This is a genomic window from Mucilaginibacter lutimaris, assembly GCF_042676625.1.
GTDB classification, from domain to species: domain Bacteria; phylum Bacteroidota; class Bacteroidia; order Sphingobacteriales; family Sphingobacteriaceae; genus Mucilaginibacter; species Mucilaginibacter lutimaris.
Map to the genome: position 1 here is coordinate 397,027 of NZ_JBHTIA010000003.1, position 25,298 is coordinate 422,324.

The 25,298-nt window shown below is 40.1% G+C and carries 40 protein-coding genes and 1 tRNA gene; 36 read left to right on the plus strand and 5 right to left on the minus strand.

Features of this window, described 5'->3' with window-relative positions; all coding sequences use genetic code 11:
* The first annotated feature begins 85 nt into the window (after positions 1-85).
* Positions 86-943: a tetratricopeptide repeat protein gene (locus ACFQZI_RS02480; RefSeq protein ID WP_377138038.1), complete on the plus strand. Its 858-nt coding sequence runs from the start codon at positions 86-88 to the stop codon at positions 941-943.
* A 298-nt stretch (positions 944-1,241) separates the two neighbouring features.
* Here the strand turns inward: ACFQZI_RS02480 and ACFQZI_RS02485 are convergent, their stop codons facing one another.
* Complete coding sequence (locus ACFQZI_RS02485; RefSeq protein WP_377138040.1) at positions 1,242-1,391, minus strand: hypothetical protein; 150 nt, start codon at positions 1,389-1,391, stop codon at positions 1,242-1,244.
* A gap of 92 nt (positions 1,392-1,483) precedes the next feature.
* Positions 1,484-1,556, minus strand: a tRNA-Gly gene (locus ACFQZI_RS02490).
* A gap of 198 nt (positions 1,557-1,754) precedes the next feature.
* Between ACFQZI_RS02490 and ACFQZI_RS02495 the strand changes: the two genes are divergently transcribed.
* From ACFQZI_RS02495 to ACFQZI_RS02525, 7 genes are all read left to right on the plus strand, one after another.
* Positions 1,755-3,539, plus strand: a complete 1,785-nt coding sequence (locus tag ACFQZI_RS02495) for a tetratricopeptide repeat protein (RefSeq protein WP_377138042.1) — start codon at positions 1,755-1,757, stop codon at positions 3,537-3,539.
* 311 nt (positions 3,540-3,850) lie between these two features.
* On the plus strand, positions 3,851-4,264 hold the full coding sequence (rpsL, locus tag ACFQZI_RS02500) for a 30S ribosomal protein S12 (RefSeq protein ID WP_002993550.1): 414 nt from the start codon (positions 3,851-3,853) through the stop codon (positions 4,262-4,264).
* 19 nt (positions 4,265-4,283) lie between these two features.
* Positions 4,284-4,751, plus strand: coding sequence for a 30S ribosomal protein S7 (gene rpsG / locus ACFQZI_RS02505; RefSeq protein ID WP_377138044.1), 468 nt, complete (start codon positions 4,284-4,286; stop codon positions 4,749-4,751).
* A 105-nt stretch (positions 4,752-4,856) separates the two neighbouring features.
* On the plus strand, positions 4,857-6,968 hold the full coding sequence (gene fusA / locus ACFQZI_RS02510) for an elongation factor G (protein ID WP_377138046.1): 2,112 nt from the start codon (positions 4,857-4,859) through the stop codon (positions 6,966-6,968).
* A gap of 107 nt (positions 6,969-7,075) precedes the next feature.
* A complete protein-coding gene (rpsJ, locus tag ACFQZI_RS02515; RefSeq protein ID WP_022830652.1) occupies positions 7,076-7,381 on the plus strand; it encodes a 30S ribosomal protein S10 in 306 nt (101 codons plus the stop codon).
* Positions 7,382-7,462: 81 nt separating this feature from the next.
* Entirely contained in the window at positions 7,463-7,672 is a 210-nt protein-coding gene (locus tag ACFQZI_RS02520) for a DUF2683 family protein (RefSeq protein ID WP_377138048.1), read from the plus strand.
* The gene (locus ACFQZI_RS02525) at positions 7,673-7,960 is read left to right on the plus strand and encodes a type II toxin-antitoxin system RelE/ParE family toxin (RefSeq protein WP_377138050.1); all 288 of its coding nucleotides are present in this window, start codon (positions 7,673-7,675) and stop codon (positions 7,958-7,960) included.
* Between the two features lie 219 nt (positions 7,961-8,179).
* Here the strand turns inward: ACFQZI_RS02525 and ACFQZI_RS02530 are convergent, their stop codons facing one another.
* Positions 8,180-8,641 carry a hypothetical protein gene (locus ACFQZI_RS02530; RefSeq protein ID WP_377138052.1) on the minus strand — a complete coding sequence of 154 codons (462 nt, stop codon included), beginning with the start codon at positions 8,639-8,641 and terminating at the stop codon, positions 8,180-8,182.
* The gene (locus ACFQZI_RS02535) at positions 8,634-9,383 is read right to left on the minus strand and encodes a hypothetical protein (protein WP_377138054.1); all 750 of its coding nucleotides are present in this window, start codon (positions 9,381-9,383) and stop codon (positions 8,634-8,636) included. Before ACFQZI_RS02535 ends, ACFQZI_RS02530 begins: the two co-directional genes overlap by 8 nt.
* Positions 9,384-9,585: 202 nt before the next feature.
* Here ACFQZI_RS02535 and ACFQZI_RS02540 point away from each other — a divergent pair, with 202 nt between their 5' ends.
* Positions 9,586-10,845 carry an NAD(P)-binding domain-containing protein gene (locus ACFQZI_RS02540; protein ID WP_377138056.1) on the plus strand — a complete coding sequence of 420 codons (1,260 nt, stop codon included), beginning with the start codon at positions 9,586-9,588 and terminating at the stop codon, positions 10,843-10,845.
* Between the two features lie 8 nt (positions 10,846-10,853).
* Here ACFQZI_RS02540 and ACFQZI_RS02545 read toward each other — a convergent pair whose 3' ends face one another.
* Positions 10,854-11,522 carry a hypothetical protein gene (locus tag ACFQZI_RS02545; RefSeq protein ID WP_377138058.1) on the minus strand — a complete coding sequence of 223 codons (669 nt, stop codon included), beginning with the start codon at positions 11,520-11,522 and terminating at the stop codon, positions 10,854-10,856.
* Between the two features lie 337 nt (positions 11,523-11,859).
* Between ACFQZI_RS02545 and rplC the strand changes: the two genes are divergently transcribed.
* From rplC to rpsD, 27 genes are all read left to right on the plus strand, one after another.
* Positions 11,860-12,477: a 50S ribosomal protein L3 gene (gene rplC, locus ACFQZI_RS02550; RefSeq protein ID WP_377141717.1), complete on the plus strand. Its 618-nt coding sequence runs from the start codon at positions 11,860-11,862 to the stop codon at positions 12,475-12,477.
* A 1-nt stretch (position 12,478) separates the two neighbouring features.
* Complete coding sequence (rplD, locus tag ACFQZI_RS02555) at positions 12,479-13,111, plus strand: 50S ribosomal protein L4 (RefSeq protein WP_377138060.1); 633 nt, start codon at positions 12,479-12,481, stop codon at positions 13,109-13,111.
* 1 nt (position 13,112) lies between these two features.
* Complete coding sequence (rplW, locus tag ACFQZI_RS02560) at positions 13,113-13,403, plus strand: 50S ribosomal protein L23 (protein ID WP_121245911.1); 291 nt, start codon at positions 13,113-13,115, stop codon at positions 13,401-13,403.
* Positions 13,404-13,410: 7 nt separating this feature from the next.
* Positions 13,411-14,238, plus strand: coding sequence for a 50S ribosomal protein L2 (gene rplB, locus ACFQZI_RS02565; protein WP_377138062.1), 828 nt, complete (start codon positions 13,411-13,413; stop codon positions 14,236-14,238).
* 2 nt (positions 14,239-14,240) lie between these two features.
* Complete coding sequence (gene rpsS / locus ACFQZI_RS02570) at positions 14,241-14,507, plus strand: 30S ribosomal protein S19 (RefSeq protein ID WP_067059750.1); 267 nt, start codon at positions 14,241-14,243, stop codon at positions 14,505-14,507.
* Positions 14,508-14,510: 3 nt separating this feature from the next.
* Positions 14,511-14,939 (plus strand): 50S ribosomal protein L22, encoded by a 429-nt coding sequence (gene rplV, locus ACFQZI_RS02575; protein ID WP_377138065.1) that lies wholly within the window; start codon positions 14,511-14,513, stop codon positions 14,937-14,939.
* 6 nt (positions 14,940-14,945) lie between these two features.
* The gene (rpsC, locus tag ACFQZI_RS02580; protein WP_377138067.1) at positions 14,946-15,806 is read left to right on the plus strand and encodes a 30S ribosomal protein S3; all 861 of its coding nucleotides are present in this window, start codon (positions 14,946-14,948) and stop codon (positions 15,804-15,806) included.
* A 47-nt stretch (positions 15,807-15,853) separates the two neighbouring features.
* Complete coding sequence (rplP, locus tag ACFQZI_RS02585) at positions 15,854-16,276, plus strand: 50S ribosomal protein L16 (RefSeq protein WP_129876197.1); 423 nt, start codon at positions 15,854-15,856, stop codon at positions 16,274-16,276.
* Positions 16,277-16,384: 108 nt separating this feature from the next.
* On the plus strand, positions 16,385-16,594 hold the full coding sequence (rpmC, locus tag ACFQZI_RS02590; RefSeq protein ID WP_377138069.1) for a 50S ribosomal protein L29: 210 nt from the start codon (positions 16,385-16,387) through the stop codon (positions 16,592-16,594).
* 20 nt (positions 16,595-16,614) lie between these two features.
* On the plus strand, positions 16,615-16,869 hold the full coding sequence (gene rpsQ, locus ACFQZI_RS02595; protein ID WP_129876199.1) for a 30S ribosomal protein S17: 255 nt from the start codon (positions 16,615-16,617) through the stop codon (positions 16,867-16,869).
* A 1-nt stretch (position 16,870) separates the two neighbouring features.
* A complete protein-coding gene (gene rplN, locus ACFQZI_RS02600; RefSeq protein ID WP_073405786.1) occupies positions 16,871-17,239 on the plus strand; it encodes a 50S ribosomal protein L14 in 369 nt (122 codons plus the stop codon).
* A gap of 1 nt (position 17,240) precedes the next feature.
* On the plus strand, positions 17,241-17,582 hold the full coding sequence (gene rplX, locus ACFQZI_RS02605) for a 50S ribosomal protein L24 (RefSeq protein ID WP_377138071.1): 342 nt from the start codon (positions 17,241-17,243) through the stop codon (positions 17,580-17,582).
* Positions 17,582-18,151, plus strand: a complete 570-nt coding sequence (gene rplE / locus ACFQZI_RS02610; protein ID WP_377138073.1) for a 50S ribosomal protein L5 — start codon at positions 17,582-17,584, stop codon at positions 18,149-18,151. The genes rplX and rplE overlap by 1 nt, the downstream gene beginning before the upstream one ends.
* Positions 18,144-18,413 (plus strand): 30S ribosomal protein S14, encoded by a 270-nt coding sequence (gene rpsN, locus ACFQZI_RS02615; RefSeq protein WP_377138075.1) that lies wholly within the window; start codon positions 18,144-18,146, stop codon positions 18,411-18,413. Before rplE ends, rpsN begins: the two co-directional genes overlap by 8 nt.
* A gap of 153 nt (positions 18,414-18,566) precedes the next feature.
* Positions 18,567-18,965, plus strand: coding sequence for a 30S ribosomal protein S8 (gene rpsH / locus ACFQZI_RS02620; protein ID WP_449288972.1), 399 nt, complete (start codon positions 18,567-18,569; stop codon positions 18,963-18,965).
* A gap of 17 nt (positions 18,966-18,982) precedes the next feature.
* Positions 18,983-19,540 (plus strand): 50S ribosomal protein L6, encoded by a 558-nt coding sequence (rplF, locus tag ACFQZI_RS02625; RefSeq protein WP_377138077.1) that lies wholly within the window; start codon positions 18,983-18,985, stop codon positions 19,538-19,540.
* Positions 19,541-19,545: 5 nt separating this feature from the next.
* Positions 19,546-19,893 carry a 50S ribosomal protein L18 gene (gene rplR, locus ACFQZI_RS02630; RefSeq protein WP_129876204.1) on the plus strand — a complete coding sequence of 116 codons (348 nt, stop codon included), beginning with the start codon at positions 19,546-19,548 and terminating at the stop codon, positions 19,891-19,893.
* 12 nt (positions 19,894-19,905) lie between these two features.
* Positions 19,906-20,424, plus strand: a complete 519-nt coding sequence (gene rpsE / locus ACFQZI_RS02635) for a 30S ribosomal protein S5 (RefSeq protein ID WP_138806717.1) — start codon at positions 19,906-19,908, stop codon at positions 20,422-20,424.
* A gap of 6 nt (positions 20,425-20,430) precedes the next feature.
* The gene (rpmD, locus tag ACFQZI_RS02640) at positions 20,431-20,610 is read left to right on the plus strand and encodes a 50S ribosomal protein L30 (protein WP_067059736.1); all 180 of its coding nucleotides are present in this window, start codon (positions 20,431-20,433) and stop codon (positions 20,608-20,610) included.
* 4 nt (positions 20,611-20,614) lie between these two features.
* Positions 20,615-21,061, plus strand: a complete 447-nt coding sequence (rplO, locus tag ACFQZI_RS02645) for a 50S ribosomal protein L15 (RefSeq protein WP_377138080.1) — start codon at positions 20,615-20,617, stop codon at positions 21,059-21,061.
* Positions 21,062-21,066: 5 nt separating this feature from the next.
* Positions 21,067-22,410, plus strand: coding sequence for a preprotein translocase subunit SecY (gene secY, locus ACFQZI_RS02650; protein ID WP_377138082.1), 1,344 nt, complete (start codon positions 21,067-21,069; stop codon positions 22,408-22,410).
* 6 nt (positions 22,411-22,416) lie between these two features.
* Positions 22,417-23,208: a type I methionyl aminopeptidase gene (gene map, locus ACFQZI_RS02655; protein ID WP_377138084.1), complete on the plus strand. Its 792-nt coding sequence runs from the start codon at positions 22,417-22,419 to the stop codon at positions 23,206-23,208.
* 63 nt (positions 23,209-23,271) lie between these two features.
* On the plus strand, positions 23,272-23,490 hold the full coding sequence (gene infA / locus ACFQZI_RS02660; protein ID WP_022833270.1) for a translation initiation factor IF-1: 219 nt from the start codon (positions 23,272-23,274) through the stop codon (positions 23,488-23,490).
* Positions 23,491-23,498: 8 nt separating this feature from the next.
* Positions 23,499-23,615: a 50S ribosomal protein L36 gene (rpmJ, locus tag ACFQZI_RS02665; protein ID WP_082855993.1), complete on the plus strand. Its 117-nt coding sequence runs from the start codon at positions 23,499-23,501 to the stop codon at positions 23,613-23,615.
* 67 nt (positions 23,616-23,682) lie between these two features.
* Positions 23,683-24,060, plus strand: coding sequence for a 30S ribosomal protein S13 (gene rpsM / locus ACFQZI_RS02670; protein WP_121245926.1), 378 nt, complete (start codon positions 23,683-23,685; stop codon positions 24,058-24,060).
* 134 nt (positions 24,061-24,194) lie between these two features.
* Positions 24,195-24,584: a 30S ribosomal protein S11 gene (gene rpsK / locus ACFQZI_RS02675; RefSeq protein ID WP_134335657.1), complete on the plus strand. Its 390-nt coding sequence runs from the start codon at positions 24,195-24,197 to the stop codon at positions 24,582-24,584.
* A gap of 67 nt (positions 24,585-24,651) precedes the next feature.
* Positions 24,652-25,260, plus strand: coding sequence for a 30S ribosomal protein S4 (rpsD, locus tag ACFQZI_RS02680; RefSeq protein ID WP_377138087.1), 609 nt, complete (start codon positions 24,652-24,654; stop codon positions 25,258-25,260).
* Positions 25,261-25,298: the final 38 nt, after the last annotated feature.

The following is a 25,298-nucleotide window of genomic DNA, read 5'->3' on the forward strand; positions in this document are numbered from 1 at the left end:
ATTATATACCCGGGGTTTGCAGTTTTACTGCAAGCCCTTTTTTGTTGAATGGAATACTTAGAGAAGCAATGATTATATTTATGATATGAAAAAAGTAATACTATTTCTATTTGTTTGCTGGATACAGCAGGCTTATTCACAAAAAGCTGATACTGCTTTAAAGTTTGATAAACGTTACACACAATGTGAGAAAAAATGGGTAGTGTTATCAAAAGTTGATACAGCAAAAAAATACAATTATGGCTATGTATATATTGACGAACAGGCTGGATTTACATTTGATTTGCAAGGGGCATTTGCTGTAGATGAAAAAGGCAGGTATGTTGGCGATACAATGCTTTTAAAAAAAACGGGCTCTATAAAATATAGGATTGCCCCTAACTGGAAGCCGCTCGCATTACTTCCGGTTAAACACTTGCAAGAACTTAAGTTGCCTATAGAACCTGCCTGGATAAAAAATTACTATCATTATACTGATACAGCGTACCACAATTATCGTTTGGGCTGGGTTTATAACGACGCGAACGAATGCGATACAGCGCTAAAATATCTTGAAAAGGCTTATCAGATCAACCCACACAAGGCGGACGTTGAGTTTGAGATGGCGTATGCGTATAATGTTTTAAAACGTTATGAAGATGCCGTTAAAGTTTTAAAACCTGCTATAGATAAAAATCCTGATAATCCGCTTTTGATCAAAGAGCTTGGGTATGCTTATTTGAAATTGAACGCCCTTGAACAGGCATTAGCAGTTTATTTACGTGCATACAATGCATTTACGGAACAAAAATCTGAAGCCAAAGGCGAGGCGGCTTTCAATTCCGCCAGAATCTATAAACGGCAAGAGAAATTACCCGAATACAAAATATGGATGATGAAAGCTAAGGATTGTACACCTGAAACCTCACCTTATTACAAATATATCGTAGCGGAAGGATTTTAAACAAAAAGAGCAGGCTTGGCCTTGCGCTATACCTGCTCTCAGAATTCTTTTAATTAACTAATAACCGACAGTTGATTAAATCTGTTAGTTGATACAAATATAATAATTATCCTAATAATAAAATTTGTATCATTAAAATTAAGTTTATTAAGTATTTGAAATTACAATATAGTTACAATTGCCTCAAAAAGAGTAGCTTACTGAGTTACTTTAACCGGAATAGGTGTAACATAGTAAAACGCGCTTCTATCAACGTTTTTAATGTTTAAATCCATTGTTTCGGGCATCTTATTAATATTTACGTTAATGCTGCCATCAAGGTTGGTTGGCAGGGTAACAAATTTTCTGCTATCGCCATGGCAGGTGTAATGCTGCTTTTTGCCAGGTTAAGGGTTAAAGCTACGGCGATAATGGTCAGGATGATCTTAGTGTATAGGTCTGTCTTCATGATTTTAATGGTTTATTCATGATGATAGTTAAAAAGCAATGCATTGCAGACGCAATAAATAAAAAAGCCACCGGTGTTAACGGTGGCTTTTGAGCGAAAGACGAGATTCGAACTCGCGACCCCGACCTTGGCAAGGTCGTGCTCTACCAACTGAGCTACTTTCGCGTTGGGGTGGCAAAAGTATAATTTTAGTTTAAATAGCAAAAAAATATTTGAAAAAATTAAAAAATGGAAATGCATTATGAGGTTAATATTTGTTGACTTTAAGTCCAAGCAAAGTTTATTGTAATCTTGAAATGACATTTATGAAATTTGTCTGTTGTTTTTTATATTTAACATTCGTAACCTTATCTCAAGCTATTTATGTTATCTCTTAAAGATTTGCTAAATGAAGTAATAGCACTAATGCATCGTAAAGAGTATTTAGAAATCACTAATTTTCTAACCGATGCTTTGCTCAAAAAATTCAACAGCCCTGATTTATATGCAGAAAAAGCTTTAGCATTTTGGAGATTAAAAAAATATGATTTATGTTTTGAAATGGCTGAGTTTGCGTTAGAGATTGATCCTCAAAATTCTAAAGCAATAAGCCTGAAAGGTGGATGTTACTGGCAAGAAAAAAAATACGATAAAGCCATTGAAATGTATAACAGGGCAATTTCCTACGACCCATATTCATTTTTTTCGTATAGTGGATTAGGAAGTATTTATTTTGATTTAAAAGATTACAATAATTCAATTCTTTATCATCAAAAATCAATCGAAATAAACCCAGAATCTCCCTACTCTTGGCATGGATTGGGTAATGCTTATGCCAAATTAAGAGAATATAGCAAAGCTGTAGAATTTTATAACAAAGCATTAAAAATTGATCCAAGCTTTTCTACATCATATAATAGTTTAGGGAATTTATATAGGCAAGCTAAAGATTATAAAAAAGCGATTGATAGCTACAAAAAGGCAATTTCACTTGATGGTAGTGCGGCATACGCCTACAATGGATTAGGTAATACTTACAGCGACTTGAAAGATTACAAAAATGCTTTGAAGTTTTACAATAAATCATTAAAAATCGATTCTAAATATAAGGCTGCGTACTTTAATCGAGCTAAGTTGTATGAAAAGATTGAAGAGTATGACAAGGCAATCTTAAATTATCAGAAAAGGATAGAATTATCACAAGGCGAAAGAGATTATTTTGGATCATTGGCAAAAAATAAATTAATTGATTTAACTAAAGTTTTAAAAAGCCCAGGCTACAGTGTTGTAAATGAATTGGTAGACTCAATAAAAAAACTATTGCTTTATAAAGAGGTATGTGTGACACATTATACAGGGTTTTCTGTAACCAAAGCACTAATTCTTAACAAGAGTAAATTTAGATTGTCAGAAGGCACATATCTCAATGATACATCAGAAGGGCGTGAATTATTTAACTTCTTACCCTCCTTTAATACTAAAGTTTTTAAATACGGTGATACAGTAGCTCAACCGTTTGCAATTAAACCATTTATAGGCAGTTTCGTTTCGGAAAGTAAACATGATGATCTGACTCTATGGAGAATGTATGGGAAAGAGGATAAAGTAGAGGCACGAGGGTGTGCGATAACAATTGATAGGATAGGCTTTTTAGAAAGTGTAAGAGAATTATTAAATGTTGACAACAACAATGCTGAGAAGATTGATGAAGAGTTTAGTTTTTTTAAAGTTGCATATAGAAGAAAGGGTACCAAGGATCATTTTACAATTCCAGGTGCTCCCAAGAAAGATGAGGCAAGTCTAAACAAATTAATGGTTGAATTGCTAAAAACTGTAAAAGGATTTTTAGATGAAAATGATAATAAAGATTTAAAAGATATAATTTCGTTGTTAAATGGAATCGCCTTTTTATTTAAAAGTGCTGAATACGAATATGAACACGAATTAAGATTAATAGTTAAAGGAACTGGTTTAAATAAAATAATTAATAATGAGTTTGTGCCACCAAGAGTATATTTGGAGTTAGTTGAGGTCAATCCGCTAATTAAAAAAATAACATTTGGACCCAAAGTTGAAAAAGCCGATGAGTGGGCATCAGCTTTCTATTATACTTTAGATCAAGAAGGGTTCAATCCAGATGTATTTATTTCTCATTTACCATTTAAGTAACCCTTGAATAACTAAACCCTATTGCAGCGGATACCGGCCAGCGCCCCAAGCCTGTGCAGTAAAAGCGAAAAGCGGGGCTGGCGGAAGATAGCACCACTATAACTGCTTTACATATCATTCGATTTTAAAGTTATTCACTATCGCTGAAAAAGGCTGTTAACAAGCAATTTCTAATAACATCCACTCACTCCCTCCACTCCCTCAACCCATTACAAAAAACTTTTTCTTTTAAGCACTTGAAAATCAAAAAATAGTACCTACCTTTGCAGTCCTTAAAATAAGGATAAAACTGTAAAAACAAAAAGCAAAGAATGCCTACTATTCAACAATTAGTTAGAAAAGGTAGAGTAGCTCTGGTTGACAAGAGTAAGTCGCCAGCGTTGGACAGCTGTCCACAGCGAAGAGGCGTGTGTACCCGTGTATACACCACTACCCCTAAAAAACCAAACTCAGCAATGCGTAAAGTTGCACGTGTGCGCCTTACAAATGGTAAAGAAGTTAACGCCTACATCCCTGGTGAAGGCCACAACTTACAGGAACACTCTATTGTTTTGATCCGCGGTGGTCGTGTTAAAGACTTACCGGGTGTACGTTACCACATCATCCGTGGTGCGTTAGATACTTCTGGCGTAGCCGGTCGTAACCAACGTCGTTCAAAATATGGAACTAAGCGCCCTAAACCAGGACAAGCAGCAGCGGCTCCAGCAAAAGGTAAAAAGAAATAATTAAAGGAGGATAGTAAAAATGAGAAAGTCGAAACCAAAAAAGAGAATCCTTCTTCCTGATCCAAAATTCAATGATATTTTGGTAACCAGGTTTGTAAATAACATGATGTTTGACGGTAAAAAATCTACCGCTTACACCATTTTCTACAACGCTATTGAAATTGTAGAGAAAAAAACAAGCGAAAACGGCTTAGACAGCTGGAAAAAAGCTTTGAACAACGTGATGCCTGCTGTAGAGGTTAAAAGCCGCCGTGTTGGTGGTGCTAACTTCCAGGTACCTACCGAGGTTCGCCCCGAGCGTAAAGTAGCCTTAGGTATGAAATGGTTGATCAGCTATGCCCGTCGTCGTGGTGAAAAAACCATGATGGAGAAATTAGCAGGTGAGATCATATCTGCCGCTAAAGGTGAGGGTGCTGCTGTGAAGAAAAAAGAAGATACGCACAAAATGGCTGAAGCCAACAAAGCGTTCTCACACTTCAGATTCTAAAAAAAGGATTACACAGATTTAATATTCGATTACACCGATTTTGTTATGATTGCATTATCGGTGTAATCATTAAGTAACATCAGTGAGATCCAAAAAATAAAAGAAATGTCAAGAGATCTAAAATATACAAGAAACATTGGTATTGCCGCTCACATTGATGCCGGTAAAACCACCACTACCGAGCGTATATTATACTATGCCGGTGTAAGCCACAAAATAGGCGAGGTGCACGAAGGTGCAGCTACTATGGACTGGATGGCACAAGAGCAGGAGCGTGGTATTACCATTACATCGGCTGCAACTACCGTTAACTGGAAGTACCGCAACCAAAATTACCACATGAACATTATTGATACGCCAGGACACGTGGACTTTACCGTAGAGGTAAACCGTTCATTACGTGTATTGGATGGCTTGGTGTTCTTATTTAGCGCGGTTGACGGTGTTGAGCCACAGTCAGAAACTAACTGGCGTTTGGCTAACAACTACAACGTGCCCCGTATTGGTTTTGTTAACAAAATGGACCGTAGCGGTGCAGACTTCCTTAACGTGGTAAAACAGGTTAAAGAAATGTTGGGCAGTGTTGCTATCCCGTTGCAATTACCTATTGGTGCCGAAGACCAGTTTAAAGGTGTGGTTGATCTGATCAACTTCCGTGGTGTGGTTTGGAATGAGCACGATAAAGGTATGACCTTTACCGAAGTGCCAATCCCTGACGATATGCTGGAAGAAGCTACCGAGTGGAGAGAAAAATTACTTGAAGCCGTAGCTGATTTTGATGATACGTTGATGGAGAAATTCTTTGACGACCCAACCACTATTACCGAGCGCGAAGTATTAGACGCTTTACGCCAGGCTACATTGGCCGGTAAAATTGTTCCGATGACTTGTGGTTCTTCATTCAAGAACAAAGGTGTACAAACCATGTTGGATTACGTGATGGAGTTAATGCCTTCGCCACTGGATTCAAAAGGTGTTGTTGGTACTGACCCTGACACGGGAGCCGAGATATTAGTTAAACCGGATGTTAAAGAGCCGTTTGCAGCTTTAGCATTTAAAATCGCTACAGACCCATTTGTAGGCCGTTTGTGTTTTATCCGTGTTTACTCCGGTAACCTTGATGCAGGTTCGTATGTTTATAACATGCGTTCTGATAACAAAGAGCGTATTAGCCGTATATTCCAAATGCACGCTAACAAGCAAAACCCTATACCTAATGTAGGTGCAGGTGATATTGCTGCGGTAGTGGGCTTTAAAGATATTAAAACCGGTGATACCCTTTGCGATGAGAAACACAAATTGGTTCTGGAATCAATGGTATTCCCTGATCCGGTTATCGGTTTGGCAATTGAGCCTAAAACTCAGGCCGACGTTGATAAATTAGGTATCGCTTTAGGTAAACTGGCCGAAGAGGATCCAACCTTCCGCGTACAAACAGATCAGGAAACAGGTCAAACTGTTATATCTGGTATGGGTGAGTTACACCTCGACATTTTGATGGACCGCTTAAAACGTGAGTTTAAAGTAGAGGTTAACCAAGGTGCCCCACAGGTAGCTTACAAAGAGGCTATTACCGGTTCTACTCAACACCGCGAAACTTACAAGAAACAAACCGGTGGTCGTGGTAAATTTGCCGATATACAGGTTGTTATTTCTCCGGGAGAAGAAGGTAAAGAAGGTTTAGAATTTGTTAACGAAATTGTTGGTGGTTCTATCCCTCGCGAGTTTATCCCATCTGTAGAGAAAGGCTTTAAAGCTGCTATGGATAATGGTGTATTGGCCGGTTACCCGCTTACCAACTTAAAAGTACGTTTGATAGATGGTTCATTCCACGCTGTCGATTCGGACGCGTTATCATTCGAGATCGCTGGTCGTTCTGCTTACCGCGAAGCATTGCCAAAATGTAAACCGGTATTGTTAGAGCCTATCATGAAGATCGAGATCTTAACCCCTGAAGAGAACATGGGTGACGTTATTGGTGACATGAACCGTCGTCGTGGTCAGCTTCAAGGTATGGATACCCGTAACGGCTCACAAGTAATTAAAGCTATGGTGCCACTTTCTGAAATGTTTGGTTACGTAACGCAATTACGTACTATCACTTCAGGCCGTGCAACATCAACCATGGAGTTTGATCACTACGAACCGGCTCCGCGTAACGTACAAGACGAGGTTGTTGCCAAAAACAAAGGTAAACGCCAAGTATCTGTAGACTAAGTAATAAAAATTAGTTGATTGGGAATTATAGTAGTTACCAATCAACTTATAAAATAAACCAATCATCCTAATAAATAGCTCTTAGGGTGGTTTAAAACAAAAACAAAATGAGCCAAAGAATCAGGATCAAATTAAAATCGTACGATTACAACTTGGTTGACAAATCAGCCGAGAAGATCGTTAAAACAGTAAAGCCAACAGGCGCTGTAGTTAGCGGACCACTTCCGTTACCAACCGAAAAGAAAATTTTCACTGTTTTACGTTCACCACACGTTAACAAGAAAGCACGTGAGCAATTCCAGTTATGTTCTTACAAACGTTTATTGGATATCTACAGCTCAAACTCTAAAACTGTAGATGCGCTAATGAAGCTTGAATTGCCAAGCGGTGTTGAAGTTGAGATCAAAGTGTGATAGTACCGGAAGATCTATACAAAAGCCATTCTTGAAAAAGAATGGCTTTTTTTGTAAAATTCAATTTTTGTATATTTGAATATGAGCACATTTGTTATAAACCCAACTGATGAACAGGCAAAAATAGTGAAAGCTTTTTTAGAAGCTTTGGATATATCGTTTATTAAAGATGATCCAACAACTGAGTTGCCCGAGCATGTACTTAAAGGAATACAAAAAAGCAGGGAGGATTTTAAAGCGGGCCGAACTATGACTTTCGAGGAATTCAAAAGCAGGAGCAAGGCTTTATAGATGGAATATTCAATAGCTTTTTCAGCACATGCAGTTGAAACATATGATTTGATATTCGAACAAAGTCATTCGAGATGGGGTGCAAATATAGCTGCTGATTTCGAGTTGAGGGTTTATAAACAGATTGGAATTATCCAAGAAACTCCATTTATCTATCAGGCATTGGCTCAAGATGCAACTTTAAGAAAATGCGTTGTACATGCTAATTGTTCATTTCTATACGAAGTGAAAGACCGAGAAATTGAAATACATTTCTTTTGGGATAATAGGCAAGATCCAATAATATAAAAGCCAACCGTTAATGGTTGGCCTTTATAGCTTTTACTTGATCTGGACGCATAGATTCTTTATTAATGCTGTGGATGCCGTTAGGATCCATCCACACGAATTTCCAATGGTGGCCATCAAGCTCTTCGAAGCTGTGCTGAACTCGTTCTGCAAATGCGTAAAAGCGACAAGTTAAGGTGGCGGTTGCGACAATCCCCTAACCCCTAAAAAGGGACAAAATTACAACTGCCCGTAATAAGTATCAGATAAAAAATCCAGCCACACGCCCTCCAATTCTTCAACAAGCTGCGGCCGTATGGATATTCCAGATGCCTGAGGTGCCCAGGTTTGTTCTGCAAGGTTGCCGGTTTTAAGAATGTCGAAAGTAAGGATGCGTTCTTTATCAGGGTTAAGCAATGCATCAATACCTATGTTTATACGATGATGGGTGCGCCCGTTGCGTGATGCCAGGTAAGGTTCAGACTCAATATGGCCTGACCCGAATATACCCCGTGGTTCGGCACCTAAACGTACCAGATACGCGCGGTCGCCAATGGAAATAGTTTTATGGCTGGCAACGCTCCAGTTGTCAACGAGCTCGCCGGTTGCTTTTAACTTGGCAATGTCCTCATCTATATCTTCCCATTTGAACTTAATGGGGTTCCAGCCAAATAGGAATGCTTTATTTAATGGTTTAACCATTACCTAATAGCTCATCGTTTTTATTACGTTCGGTTTGCAACTCGCGGGCAAGTTTCTTTTCTTTTTCGTTGGCTTTGGTTTTGTAGGCTTTGTACTCTTCCTCAAGCTCGTTATAAAGCTTAATGCGGTAACTGGCTTCGCGACTGTGGCTGCCGCTACGGGCTATTACTATAGCTGCTATTGCGCCGAAACCAATTACCAAGCCCCACATAATTAAGTTGTAGGTGCTTTTGGTAAGGGGGATGCCGGCAAGGCTTACTTCATCAACCTTAGCTTTTGATTCGGCCACTGCCTGGTCTTTACCCGCTGACGATTTTTTTAATGTATCTATAGTTTTTGCCTGTTCGGCAACAGTAGCCTGTGCTGCTTTTAATTGTTTGCGCGTGGTGCTAAGCGTATCGTTATAATTTTTAAACAAAGCGGCAACCAGGGGCTGCTGATAATTATAAACTTTAGTAAGCAGGTACTGGTATTGGCCACGTAAGCTTTTATCAACAGGTGAGGCAGGTTGTTGTACAGGTACAGGGCGCGGTTGTACGCGTATGGCAGTAGCCGGTACTGCTGCGGTGCCTGATGTTGGCGTAGCGGCAACCGGTTTATTATAGGTACTATATTTAGGTTTAACAGCTACTGGTTTGGCGGCGGGTACCTTTTTTGTTGAATCCTGTGCTTGGCTGATGCCTGCGCCGGTTAAAATAATTATAGTTAATAAGGTAATCCGTAAATTTAAAAGCTTGGTCATAGTTACAGGTATTCGGGTTATAAGATAGGTTTAGGCTTTTAATGTATAATATGTTAAACGTAACAAATTAATTTTAAGTTTATAAATATTGTTTAAACAAATGGCTTGTTTCGGTATCATCTTTACAATTCATCATAAGTAATACTTGTATATAATAAGCTGTAATTGGCAAAAAGCATATATTAGGCCTTTATTTTATACTATGCGGATAGGTATCATAGGTTTAGGCGATATGGGCAAACTTTACGCCAAGGCTTTTGCAAAAGCGGGCTACATGGTTTGCGGTTGCGACATGCCCCTTAACCGGGAACGGCTGGAGAATGAACTAAACTCATTGGGCATAGGCCTGATGGACGATGGTAAAGATGTATCGCGCGTAAGCGACCTAATTATATATTCTGTTGAAGCCGATAAATTGGAGCAGGTAGTTGGCATGTATGGCCCATCAACCAAGTATGGCGCTATAGTGGCCGGGCAAACATCTGTAAAACATCCTGAGATAGCCATCTTTGAAAAATACCTGCCTGCCGATGCGCAGATCATCACTTTTCATGCCATGCATGGCCCGGGTTTTGATCCCAAAGGGCAAAAGCTGATCCTTATTAATCATCGTAGCGAAGCAGATGCATACCAGCGCATGCTCGATCTGTTCAACGCCGTTGAGACAGACATTGTAGAGATCCCCGACTACCATGAGCATGATAAAATTGTAGCCGATACCCAGGCCGTAACCCACGTTGGGTTCGAGAGCATGGGCACGGCATGGAAATCGGCCGGTTTTTTCCCATGGGAGAATGCTTCTTACATAGGTGGTATAGATAACGTAAAAATCCTGACGACGTTGCGCATATTTAGCTATAAAGCGCACGTTTATGCGGGTCTGGCCATCCTGAACCCTTATGCGCGCCAGCAGGTGAAGCGCTACGCCGAATCAGAATCCGACTTGTTTAAGCTGATGATAAAGGAGGAGGAGCAGGAGTTTAGGAACCGCCTTTACCGCGCGCGCGATTTTGTTTTTCACGAAAGCCGCAAGCCCATTATGTTTAATGATGCCGTTATGCGCGAGTTTTCACTGGCGCGTGATGCCGGGCATCAAAAACCAAACTCGCACCTGAGTATATTAAGCATGGTTGATGCCTGGTACCACCTGGGTGTAAACCCTTATGATAACCTCATTTGCCAAACGCCGCCCTTTCGTTTACGTTTAGGCATTGCCGAATACCTGTTTAAGAATGAGGAATTGTTAGAAGAATCAATAGAAACCGCACTTTACGATAAAACCATTCGCGGCGACGACCTGGAATTCCATTCGGCTGTGCGGGAGTGGAGCGCTATTATTGGTTACGGCGACATGGAAGGCTACAAAAAACACTTTAACGAGGTACAGGCCTTTTTTGCCGACAGGCTGGAAGAGGGAAATAAGCAAAGTGCCGAACTGATACGAAGGTTGATGAGCAGTTAGCCATACTATTAAACTTCTTGCGTCCATTTATAATTTTGATACAACAATCGCCAAAGGTTGTATATTGTATAAATAGTAACCCAGATTGAAAATATAAATGTGTATTTTGACAAAGTTAGATCGCAATATTCAAAATACAGAATCTTTAAAATGTAAATTATAAAGATAAGTGGTGAAAGTACGATTAATAACACGGGTAATCGTAGAATAGCATCTCCAGTAGTTGCTTTACCATCAATATCCCATTTGGTAGTTTCTAACCAAAATGAATAGGGTTGGATAAGTCTCGCAAATGTATTTGCTTCTCTATAAACAACTGAAGATTTACTCTCAAGGCTATTAGGGTATAATTCGTAAGTAAGTATTCTTGAAAATTGAATCATTTCTGCTCGATGAGCATTTAACAACAAATAGTATAAAAATAATAAGCTAAAAAGCGGTGGTGTTAGTTGGGCAATTATTACAAATTTCTCTATTTTAATAAAGCTTAAATCAACATCTTTAATAGTAGATTCTTTAAAAAAAAGATATAGAATGACTACTGCAATCATATATGTAGATACTCTATTATTTTGAATAGAGGCATCTTTTAATTTCTCAATTAAAAATTTATTATATTCTTTTAAATTTTCAATTGTATTATTATTTACAAAATCTTGAATAAGTTTTAAGCGCATCTTGAATTTTTATTAAATATAAGCTTTAAAAGACATAATTACGTAACACTTAATTGATACCCAGGTAGACAGCCTTGATCTTGATTCATTATAATTCTTATTTACACTTTAATGTCACCGAGCTAATCTTCTAAAATAGTTGTATGTGCCTTGTTCTACTCCAAGCTTATAACTCATAAAACCAACTATTTCCCTTTACCAAACATTTATTTAAAAATAAGTTGATAACTATTTGAAAATTAATGTAAAGTTTCTATCTTTGCCGTCCCTTAAGGGGGAAATAATATGCCTTGAACGAAGCCCTACTGCTTCGATGGGCACAAATAAAATAAAGAAAATGTCAGGAATTATTGGTAAAAAAGTAGGAATGACCAGCATTTTCGATGAAGCAGGGAAAAACATTCCTTGTACTGTAATCGAAGCTGGCCCTTGCGTAGTAACCCAGATCAGGTCTGTTGAAACAGACGGTTATGCAGCTGTACAGTTAGCATATGGCGAGAAGAAGGAAAAAAACACCTCAGGCCCGTTAAAAGGCCATTTCCAAAAAGCCGGTACTACTCCAAAACGTAAACTTGTTGAATTTAAAACATTCGAAGAGGAAAAAGCTCTTGGTGACACTGTTACTGTTGAGATTTTTGCCGCAGGCGATTACGTTGATGTTGTAGGTACTTCAAAAGGTAAAGGATTTCAGGGTGTTGTAAAGCGTCACGGTTTTGGTGGTGTGGGTATGCAAACTCACGGTCAGCACAATCGTTTACGCGCACCAGGTTCACTGGGTGCTTCATCATGGCCATCTCGCGTATTTAAAGGCATGCGTATGGCGGGTCAAACAGGTAACGCTCGCGTTAAAGTACAAAACTTAGAAGTAGTTAAAGTATTTGCAGAGCAAAACCTAATTGTAGTTAAAGGTTCAATCCCCGGAGCTAAGGGTTCATTCGTAATAGTGGATAAATAAGATGGAAATCAACGTATTAAATCTATCAGGTAAAGAAACAGGTGCCAAGGTGCAGCTGCCTGAGTCCGTATTCGGAGTAGAGCCAAACGATCATGCTATTTACTTAGATGTAAAGCAGTTCTTAGCTAACCAACGCCAGGGTACGCACAAATCAAAACAACGTAATGAAATTGCAGGTAGTACCCGCAAATTACATAAACAAAAAGGTACAGGCGGCGCCCGTGCCGGTAGCATCAAATCTCCATTGTTCAATGGTGGTGGTCGTGTTTTCGGTCCGCAGCCACGTGATTACAGCTTTAAATTAAACAAAAAGCTTAAATCATTGGCCCGTGCTTCAGCTTTATCATACAAAGCGAAAGATAACAACATTTTGGTATTGGAAGATTTCAACTTTGATGCTATCAAAACCAAAACTTACGTTCAAATGGAAGCCGACCTGAATGTTACTAACGATAAAACGTTATTAGTATTAGCAGGTGTTGAAAATAACAACGTTTATTTATCGAGCAGAAACCTGAAAAAAACCAAGGTTATTACCGTTGAGCAGTTAAACACTTATGACGTGTTAAACGCCGGTAAATTAATCTTAACAACAGGCGCTGTTAAAACTTTGGAGGGAGCATTAGCTAAGTAATATGGAAATTTTAAAGAAACCCTTACTTACTGAAAAAGTAGCTCAATTAACTGAGAAACTTAACCGCTACGCGTTTAAAGTTGACCACAGGGCTAACAAAATTCAGATCAAAGGCGCTATTGAGGCTATGTATGGTGTTAACGTTACAGCAGTTAATACTATGAAATATGTAGGCAAACTTAAAACCCGCAATACAAAAGCAGGTGCAGTGTCTGGCCGCGCGGCTACTTATAAGAAAGCCATCATCACGCTGAAGGATGGTGAAACAATAGATTTTTACAGCAATATATAATATAGAGATGGCAGTAAAGAGATTTAAACCGGTTACACCGGGTACCCGCTTCAGAATTGATGTATCTAATTCGGACATTACAACAAACGTTCCTGAAAAATCGTTGGTTGAAGCTGCGAACAAAAGATCGGGTGGTCGTAACCACAGCGGTAAAATGACTATGCGCTACCTGGGTGGTGGCCATAAACAAGCATACAGGTTAGTTGATTTTAAACGTAACAAATTTGACATCCCTGCAAAGGTTGCAACTATTGAGTACGATCCAAACAGATCTGCACGTATAGCCCTGTTACATTTTGTTGATGGCGAAAAGCGATACATGATAGCCCCGGAAGGCTTAACAGTTGGTACGATAGTAGTATCGGGCGAGACTGCAGCACCAGAGGTTGGTAACACCATGCCTTTGAAAAACATTCCCTTAGGTTCTATCATCCACAACATTGAGTTAAACCCGGGGCAGGGTGGTATTATTGCCCGCAGCGCCGGTACTTACGCTCAGCTATCAGCACGCGATGGTAAATACGCCATCATCAAATTGCCTTCAGGCGAAACACGTATGATATTGTCAACTTGTTTGGCAACTATCGGTACCGTTTCTAACGGAGAAAAAGCAAACGCGGTGTTGGGTAAAGCAGGCCGTAAACGTTGGTTAGGTCGTCGCCCTCGCGTTCGTGGTGTTGCCATGAACCCGGTAGATCACCCTATGGGTGGTGGTGAAGGCCGTTCATCAGGTGGTCACCCACGTTCACGTAAAGGTTTATTAGCTAAAGGCTACAAAACCCGTGACAAGAAAAAAGGATCAGATCGTTACATCATTGAAAGAAGGAAGAAATAATAATGGCACGTTCAATTAAAAAAGGACCTTACATAGATCATAACCTGGAAAGAAAAGTTCTTACCTTGAATGATGCAAGTAAAAAATCAGTTGTAAAAACATGGTCACGTCGTTCCATGATCTCTCCTGATTTCGTTGGTCATACATTCGCAGTACACAACGGTAACAAGTTTATCCCTGTGTATGTAACAGAAAACATGGTTGGTCACAAGTTGGGAGAATTTGCACCAACCCGCACATTCCGCGGTCACGCAGAAAAGAAAAAATAAGGCATGGAAGCAACAACTAAAATCAAAAAGTCTGTATTGATCAGGCAACAGAAAGAAGCGGCTAAACTCGTAGTGGGTGGCTCTTCGGTTGCTAAACTACAGAACTGTCCAACTTCACCACGCAAAATGCGTTTGGTGGTTGATCTGATCCGTGGTCTTGAAGTTAACAAAGCTTTAAGCACTTTAAAATTTACAAACAAAGAAGCTGCGATACGCGTAGAGAAACTTTTGTTATCAGCCATTAAAAACTGGGAAGCAAAAAACGAAGGAAAACGCTTAGAGGATAATTTGCTGTTTGTTAAAGAAGTATCAGTAGGTGGTGGCCGTCAGTTAAAGAGGTTACGCCCTGCACCACAAGGTAGAGGTTTCCGTATCCGCAAACGTTCTAACCATGTAACTCTAATTGTGGATAGTAAAAACGATAACAACTAATTTGAAATGGGACAAAAAGCACATCCAATAGGTAACAGGTTAGGGATCATCCGCGGTTGGGATTCTAATTGGTTCGGTGGAAATCACTATGCCGACAAATTAGTTGAAGACGAAAAGATCCGCAAATACTTATCAGCACGTATCAATAAAGGTGGTGTATCTAAAGTAGTTATAGAACGTACTTTAAAACGCATCACTGTAACGATTCACACTGCCCGTCCGGGTATTGTAATTGGTAAAGGCGGTGCCGAGGTTGATAAGATCAAGGAAGAGTTAAAAAAATTAACAAAAAAAGATGTTCAGATCAACATCTTCGAAATAAAACGCCCTGAGCTTGATGCCCAGTTAGTTGCCGAAGGTATTGCTAAACAACTTGAAGCACGTATCTCTTTCCGTCGTGCCATGAAAACTACAATCGCTTCTACCATGAGAATGGGTGCCGAAGGGATTAAAGTGATGACATCAGGCCGTTTAGGTGGCGCTGAGATGGCACGTACCGAACAATATAAAGAAGGAAGAATTCCTTTGCACACTTTCCGTGCCGATATTGACTATGCTTTGGCAGAAGCCTTAACTACCTATGGTAAAATAGGCGTTAAAGTATGGATCTGTAAAGGTGAGGTTTACGGCAAGCGCGATCTATCTCCAAACATTGGCGGTACAAGCAGCGCAAGCGGTAAAGGCGGACGCCCTGAAGGTGGCGCACCAGGTTTTGGCGGCCGTGATAATGCACGTGGCGGCGAAAGAGGTGGCGAGCGCAGAGGCGATCGTAAGCCAGGCGGTAACAACGACCGTAGAGGTGGTGGCCGTCCGGGTGGTCCAGGTCAAGGTGGTGGTAACCGTCCAGGTGGCCCGGGAAGAAGATAACAAGAATTAGAAAAGACATATCCGTGAGGATATAAAAGCTTAATAAAATGCTACAGCCAAAAAGAACGAAGTTCAGAAAGATGCAAAAAGGCAGGATGAAAGGTTTAGCCAGTCGTGGTACTGAGCTTTCATTCGGATCTTTCGGTATAAAATCACTCGAAGCCGCCTGGATAACCAGCCGCCAGATCGAGGCTGCACGTATCGCTGTAACACGTTTCATGAAACGTGAAGGCCAGGTGTGGATCAGGATATTCCCTGACAAGCCTGTAACCAAAAAACCTGCAGAGGTACGTATGGGTAAAGGTAAAGGTGCACCAGAGTACTGGGTTGCAGTTGTACGCCCGGGCAGGATGATATTTGAAGCAGAGGGTGTGCCTTTGGACGTTGCCAAAGAGGCTTTACGCCTGGCAGCACAAAAGTTACCTGTGCAAACAAGATTTGTAACACGTAGGGATTACGTAGAAGCATAAATTTAAGGTTGAAAGTTGTAAGTGTTGAAAGGTTGTAAGGTTATTGCAGCCGCCATTAGGTAACATTAAACATTTAAACTTTCCAACATTACAACAACAATAAAGAACATGAAGAACTCAGAAATTTTAGAGCTTACAACCGAAGAATTGTCAGCAAGACTGAGCGAGGAAAAGTCAACTCTTACTAAACTGAAATTCGCGCATGCGGTTTCGGCTATTGAGAACCCAACCCGCATTACTAAAGTGCGTAAGGATATTGCTCGTTTAACTACTGAACTAACAAAACGCAAGGCGGCGTCAGCTTCTGAACAGAATTAATTTTTAAGCGTCGGAAAACAATGGAAAGAAATTTAAGAAAAACACGTACCGGCCTGGTAGTAAGCAATAAGATGGAAAAGTCTATTGTGGTTGCTGTAGAACGGAAGGTGAAACACCCCATCTATGGTAAATTCGTAAAGAAGACTACCAAATTTATGGCTCATGACGAAGCTAACACCTGTGGTGTTGGCGATACCGTATTGATTATGGAAACCCGTCCGTTGAGCAAAAACAAAAACTGGAGATTAGTTCAAATTTTAGAGAGGGCTAAATAAGATGGTACAACAGGAATCAAGATTAAATGTAGCCGATAACAGCGGTGCTAAAGAAGTTTTAGTAATACGCGTATTAGGTGGTACCGGTAAAAGATATGCTTCTATTGGCGATAAGATAGTAGTTACCGTAAAAAGCGCTTTACCATCAGGTAACGTTAAAAAAGGTACTGTATCTAAAGCGGTAGTGGTTAGAACCAAGAAAGAGATCCGCAGGAAAGATGGTTCATATATCCGCTTTGACGATAACGCAGCAGTTTTGTTAAACAACCAGGATGAGCCAAGGGGCACACGTATTTTCGGCCCTGTTGCCAGAGAATTACGTGAAAAACAATTTATGAAAATTGTATCATTAGCACCGGAGGTATTGTAATATGGAAAAGAAAAACACAAAACCAGCTAAATTAAAGATCCGTAAGGGCGATTTAGTTAAGGTAATAGCCGGAGATTCTAAAGGATCGCAAGGTAAGGTAGTTGAAGTTATCATTGATAAGAACAGGGCTGTAGTTGAAGGTGCCAACATGGTATCAAAACACACTAAGCCTAATGCAGCCAACCCTAACGGCGGTATTGTAAAGCAGGAGGCTGCTATACACATATCTAACCTGGCACTGGTTGAACCTTCAACAGGTAAAACAACCCGCGTTGGCCGTAAATTAAACGATGCCGGCAAATTGGTTAGAGTATCAAAAAAATCAGGGGAGGAAATTAAGTAATGACTTACGTACCAAGATTAAAAACAAAATATAAGGAAGATATCCGCACCGCGCTTAAAGACAAGTTTGCCTATAAAAGCGTAATGCAGGTTCCTAAGTTGCAAAAAATTGCTATTAACCAGGGTGTTGGCGGTGCTACTACCGATAAAAAACTTATCGAGAACACTATCACCGAATTAACAACCATTACCGGCCAGCAAGCTGTTGCATCTAAATCTAAAAAGGATATCTCAAACTTTAAATTACGTAAAGGTATGCCAATAGGTGTACGTGTAACCTTACGTGATAACACCATGTATGAGTTCTTAGACCGCTTAATTGCTGTTGCCCTGCCACGTATACGTGACTTTAAAGGTATTAACGACAAAGGCTTTGACGGTAAAGGAAACTATACCTTAGGTATATCAGAGCAGATCATCTTCCCGGAGATCAACATTGACAAGATTAACAAGATCCAGGGTATGGATATTACCTTTGTAACCTCGGCAACTAACGATGTTGAAGCATTGGAGTTACTGAAACAATTTGGTTTACCATTTAAAAATCAAACACCAACTAACAATGGCTAAAGAAGGCGTAAAGGCTCGTGAAGTAAAACGTGCCAAATTAGTAGCAAAATTTGCTGAAAAAAGAGCAGCGTTAAAAGCAGCTGGCGATTACATAGGTTTAGACAAATTGCCTAAAGCCGCATCACCGGTTAAATTACACAACCGTTGCAAGTTAACCGGCCGCCCTCGTGGTTATATGCGCCAGTTTGGTATATCACGTGTTACATTCCGTGATATGGCATTAGCTGGTAAAATACCAGGTGTTAAAAAGGCAAGCTGGTAAGCAAAATATCGGGAACGAAATTGAATTCAAAACATACTACAATATGTTTTGAATTTTTTTGTAATTTCGCGGCTCGAATTTTATAAGAATTTAACCGATAGAAGGTCGCCCGGGATGTTACCGGGAAGGAAACCACTATCATAATCAATAATAATGAATACAGATCCAATCGCAGATTATCTTACAAGAGTAAGGAATGCTATTAAAGCCAACCACAGGGTTGTTGAAATTCCTGCATCAAATCTGAAAAAGGAAATCACTAAAGTGCTTTTCGAAAAAGGTTACATTGCTAATTACAAGTTTGAGGATAACGGCCCTCAAGGCACAATTAAAGTTGCTTTGAAGTACCACCCAATAACTAAAGTTTCTGCTATACGCAGCATAGCACGTGTTAGTAAACCAGGTTTGAGGAAATACGCCGGTATGGATACCATGCCACGTGTATTAAATGGTTTAGGTATCGCCATCTTATCGACTTCTCACGGTGTAATGACCGATAAAGAAGCTCGTGCACAAAATGTGGGTGGCGAAGTTTTATGCTACGTTTATTAATAGGAGGAAATTAAGCAATGTCAAGAATAGGAAAAGCACCTATAGCATTAGCCAGCGGAGTTACCGTTACCGTATCAGCAGATAATGTTGTTACTGTTAAAGGCCCAAAAGGTGAATTGCAACAGGCAGTTGATAGAGATATCATCATTGAGCAAGAAGGTGGCGAATTATTAGTAAAACGCCCTTCGGACCAAAAACGTCATAAAGCGTTACACGGTTTATACCGTTCGCTTTTAAACAACATGGTTGTTGGTGTAACCACCGGTTACAAAATAGAGCAGGAATTAGTGGGTGTGGGTTACCGCGCAACTAACACCGGCAATACATTAGACCTTGTGTTGGGTTACTCTCACCACTATGTGTTCCAATTACCAGAAGAAATAAAAGTTTCAACCACTGCTGAGAAGGGTAAAAACCCAACCATCATCCTGGAATCAAACGATAAACAATTGATTGGACAAGTTGCGGCGAAAATACGCTCGTTACGTACTCCGGAGCCTTACAAAGGTAAAGGTATCAAGTTTGTTGGCGAAATATTGAGAAGAAAAGCAGGTAAATCAGCATCTAAAAAATAATCGTCATGAAATTATCAAGAAGAGACAGGATTAAAAAAGGCATCAGAAAACGCCTTTCAGGATCAACAGCACGCCCACGTTTATCTGTATTCAGAAGCAACAAAGGCATCTATGCACAAATCATTGACGATGTTACTGGTAAAACTATTGTATCAGCTTCATCATTATCAAAAGATTTTGTTGCAAGTGGTACAACCAAATCAGACCAATCTGTTGCTGTAGGTAAATTAGTAGCTGAGAAGGCTATTGCCGCAGGTATTAAAGATGTAGTGTTTGACAGGAATGGTTACCTGTACCATGGCCGTATCAAATCATTGGCCGAAGGTGCACGTGAAGGTGGTTTAAACTTTTAATCGAAACAGGAAATGTCAACAATCAACATAAAAAGAGTAAAAACCAGCGAGATCGAATTGAAAGATCGCCTGGTAAGCATACAACGTGTAGCCAAAGTAACCAAAGGTGGCCGTACATTCAGCTTTTCTGCTATTGTAGTAGTAGGTGATGAGAACGGTGTTGTAGGTTACGGTTTAGGTAAAGCAAAAGAGGTTACCGAAGCTATCGCTAAAGGTATTGACGATGCTAAAAAGAACCTGGTAAAGGTTCCAATTATCAACAACACTATCCCTCATGAGCAAATAGGTAAATTCTCTGGTGGTTTTGTATTCTTAAAACCTGCTGCAAACGGTACCGGTGTAATAGCTGGTGGTGCAATGCGCGCGGTATTAGAGAGTGCCGGTGTACATAACGTATTGGCAAAATCAAAAGGATCATCAAACCCGCACAACGTGGTTAAAGCAACCGTATCGGCATTATCACAATTACGTGATGCTGTTACTGTAGCGCAACAACGCGGTATTAGTTTAGGTAAAGTATTTAACGGATAATCAGTCATGTCGAAAATTAAAATAACACAAATTAAAAGCGTTATCGACAGAAGCGAGCGCCAGAAAAAAACCGTTGAGGCCTTAGGCCTTAAGAAAATTAACCACAGCGTGGAAGTTGAAGCCACTGCGGCTATTATAGGTATGGTACGTAAAGTTAACCACCTGGTAGCAGTAGAAAATATTTAATATCATGAATTTAAGTAATCTTAAACCTGCAGAAGGTTCTACTAAAAATAGAAAAAGAATTGGCCGTGGTACAGGTTCTGGCCGTGGCGGTACATCAACCCGTGGCCATAAAGGTGCCGGTTCACGTTCAGGTACATCTACTAAGGTAGGTTTTGAAGGTGGCCAGATGCCATTACAACGCCGTGTGCCTAAGGTTGGTTTTAAAAACCCTAACCGTGTTGAGTACACAGGTGTAAACCTTGATGTGTTGCAACAACTGGTTGAGAAATTCTCACTGTCTACAGTAGATTTCGATATCCTGAAAGAGCACGGTTTAGCTTCTCGTAACGATTTGGTTAAAATCCTTGGTCGTGGCGAATTAAAAGCTAAATTAGAGGTTAAAGCACATGCATTTACTGCTACTGCACAAAAAGCTATTGAAGCAGCCGGCGGAACTATTGTAAAGTTATAATTTCGATGAAGAAATTTTTCACCACATTATCCAATATCTGGAAAATTGAAGATCTAAGAGTGCGTATCATAAACACACTCTTATTTCTTTTGATATATCGTGTTGGTTCGTATATTGTTTTGCCGGGCGTAAAGGCGGCATCACTTAGTGCTACACAAAACAAAGAAGGGCTTGTAGGCTTGTTAAACATGTTTGCCGGAGGATCGTTTTCACGTTCTTCTATTTTGGCATTAGGTGTTATGCCTTATATCTCTGCTTCAATTGTGGTGCAATTATTAGGTATCGCGGTACCATACTTTATTAAACTGCAAAAAGAGGGCGAAAGCGGCCGTAACAAAATTAACCAGTGGACACGTTACCTAACTATAGCAATTACTGCATTGCAGGCTATTGGGTACCTTAAATCACAGGTGCAGCCGGATGCCATGTCTATCTCTAACCCGTTGTTTACAATATTAAACACTTGCGTATTAACAGCAGGTACATTATTTGTAATGTGGCTGGGAGAGAAGATCACTGATAAAGGTATTGGTAACGGTATCTCATTGATCATCATGACCGGTATCATAGCCCAGTTACCAAGCGCTGTTGTCGTAGAGTTCGACTCTCGTACTAATGGTGCCGGTGGTTTAATTACCTTCATTGTTGAAATTGTGGCGCTGCTTGGTGTGGTAATGTTCACCATATTAATAGTACAGGGTACACGTAAAATTGCTGTACAATATGCTAAACGTATTGTTGGTAATAAGCAGTACGGTGGCGTACGCCAGTACATTCCATTAAAAGTGAATGCTGCGGGTGTAATGCCTATCATTTTTGCCCAGGCATTAATGTTTATACCGGCTACTGTTTCCCAGTTTTTCCCTAATGCAAGTTCAAACGGTTTGTTAATAGCCTTATCAAACTATAACTCATGGCAGCACAATGTAACGTTTGGTATATTAATTATACTATTCACTTACTTCTATACTGCTATTACAGTTAATCCTAACCAGATGGCTGATGACATGAAAAAGAACGGTGGCTTTATCCCTGGTGTTAAGCCGGGTAAATCTACAGCCGATTATATCGACGGTGTTATTTCTAAAATAACCTTACCGGGTTCTATTTTCCTGGCTATCATCGCTATTATACCGGCTTTAGCCAGTTTGGTAGGCGTGAGCAGCATCTTTGCGAGGTTCTTTGGCGGTACATCATTGATCATTCTTGTGGGTGTTGTGTTAGACACTTTACAGCAGGTAGAAAGCCACTTGTTAATGCGCCATTATGACGGGTTAATGAAAACAGGGCGTATCAAAGGCCGTGCAAGTATTCCTACAGCTTCAGGTGCAACTCCGCCGGTTATCTAATAAACAATGTCAAAGATCATCTATAAGTCTATTGAAGAGATAGAACTGATAAGAGAAAGTTCTTTACTTGTTTCTAAAACACACGGGGAAATAGCAAAAGTTATTGGCCCCGGTATCACTACTTTAGAATTAAATAAACTTGCCGAGACCTTTATCCGTGACAACGGAGGGGTCCCGGCATTTTTGAACTATAACGGTTTCCCTTTTTCGTTATGTATTTCGCTTAACGACCAGGTGGTACATGGCTTCCCTACTAACAAACCTTTGGTAGAGGGCGATCTGGTATCGGTTGATTGTGGTGTTATCCTGAACAAATATTACGGCGACTCCGCTTTTACTTTCGCCATTGGCGAGGTTGATGAAGCCACCCGGAAATTAATGCGCGTAACCCGAGAGTGTTTGGACCTTGGTGTAGAAAAGGCTGTTGTAGGTATGCGCATTGGCGACATAGGCTACGCGGTGCAGGAGCATGCTGAGAAGAACGGTTTTGGCGTTGTTAAAGAGTTGGTTGGCCATGGTGTAGGTACACGCCTGCACGAAAAGCCCGAAGTACCTAACTATGGTAAACGTGGTGCAGGTATTAAACTGGAGGAAGGAATGGTAATTGCCATTGAGCCGATGATCAACGCGGGGCGCGCCGGTGTTAAGTTTTGGGATGATGGTTGGACGGTATCAACCGTTGATAAAAAACCATCGGCACATTATGAACATACGGTAGCTGTGAAGAGGGGAAAACCCGATGTTTTATCGACGTTTGATTATATCGATAAAGTTTTAGAAGAAAAAAATAAAAAGTAAATAATTTTTATTAATTTTGCATCCCGGTTTTGGGGTGGATAATTAAGTAATAATCAATAAAATATGGCAAAACAATCCTCGATTGAGCAAGATGGTACAATTCGCGAAGCATTATCTAATGCGATGTTTAGAGTTGAACTTGAAAATGGCCACGAGATTATTGCACACATATCCGGAAAAATGCGGATGCACTACATCAAAATATTACCTGGCGATAGAGTGAAATTAGAGATGAGCCCGTATGATTTAACAAAAGGAAGAATAACCTACAGATATAAATAATAAACGAGATGAAAGTTAGAGCATCCATTAAAAAACGCAGCGTTGATTGCAAGATCATCCGCCGTAACGGGAAACTTTATGTGATAAACAAAAAGAATCCTAAGTTTAAGCAGCGTCAGGGATAATTAAAAATCGTGATAGCCGTACAACGGTGGCCCGCCGTTCGGTATCATTTAAAACAGAAAAAACAATATGGCAAGGATCTCAGGTATTGATTTACCAAAAAACAAAAGAGGCGAGATAGGCTTAACCTACATTTACGGTATTGGCCGTACTACCGCCCAAAACATTCTAACTGAAGCAGGCATAGACTTTAATACTAAAGTTCAGGATTGGTCAGATGATCAGTTAACTGCTATTCGTACTATCATCAACGATCAAATTAAAGTTGAAGGTGCCCTACGCTCAGAAGTTCAGCTTAACATCAAACGTTTAATGGATATAGGTTGCTATCGTGGTACCCGTCACCGTAAAGGTTTACCTCTACGTGGCCAGCGCACCAAAAACAACTCACGTACCCGTAAAGGAAAACGTAAAACAGTTGCTAACAAAAAGAAAGCTACTAAATAGTAAATAATTGATTGGTAAGCGGTGAGTAGTTAATACTTTAAGCTTGCCAGGAATAATAAAATTAAAGTGATTGGTGGGTCCGAGTTACAAATCACTAACTCAGTAATTCACTAAATCAATAATTAAAAAACAAAATGGCTAAAAGCAAAAAAGTTACCAAAAAGCGTATTGTTGTTGTTGAGCAAGTTGGCGAGGCACACATCAATGCAACTTTTAACAACATCATTATCACCCTTACCAACAAAAGCGGCCAGGCTATTTCATGGTCTTCTGCTGGTAAAATGGGCTTTAAAGGTTCTAAAAAGAACACCCCATACGCTGCCGGTCAGGCTGCTGCCGATTGCGGTAAAGTTGCTTACGACTTAGGTTTACGCAAGGTAGAGGTATTTGTTAAAGGTCCGGGTTCAGGCCGCGAGTCTGCTATCCGTACGCTGCAAACTACCGGTATCGAGGTAACTACCATCAAAGACATCACACCGCTTCCACACAATGGTTGCCGTCCGTCTAAACGCAGAAGAGTTTAATTCACTAATTTTTTAAAGCTAAGATTCGGCAGCTGCGGGCTGTTTGATACTTTAAAACACACAAATAATGGCAAGATATACAGGCCCCAAATCAAAAATTGCGCGTAGGTTCCGCGAGCCGATCTTCGGTCCGGATAAAGCGTTAGAAAGAAAAAACTACGGTCCAGGTATGCATGGCGCTTCTAAAAGAAGAGGAAAGCAATCTGAGTACGCGGTACAGTTAATGGAAAAACAAAAAGTTAAATACACTTACGGTGTATTAGAGCGTCAGTTCGAAAACTTGTTTCACACTGCATCTGCAAAAGAAGGTATCACCGGCGAGAACTTATTAAAGTTCCTGGAAGCACGTTTAGATAATGCAGTTTACCGTTTAGGTATTGCTCCTACACGTTCTGGTGCACGCCAACTTGTTGGCCACAAACACATCACTGTTAACGGTAGCGTTGTAAACATCGCTTCTTACCAACTAAAAGCTGGCGACGTTGTTGCAGTTCGTGAAAAATCAAAATCACTTGAAAGCATTACTAATTCAGTAGCAGGCCGTAAAGTAAATAAATATAGCTGGTTAGAATGGAATGCTGATGAATTATCAGGTAAATTCCTAAACTACCCTAACCGCGATGAGATCCCTGAGAACATCAAGGAAAACCTAATCGTAGAGTTATACTCTAAATAAGATTTGAGATTTAAGATATGAGATTTGAGATTTTTTTC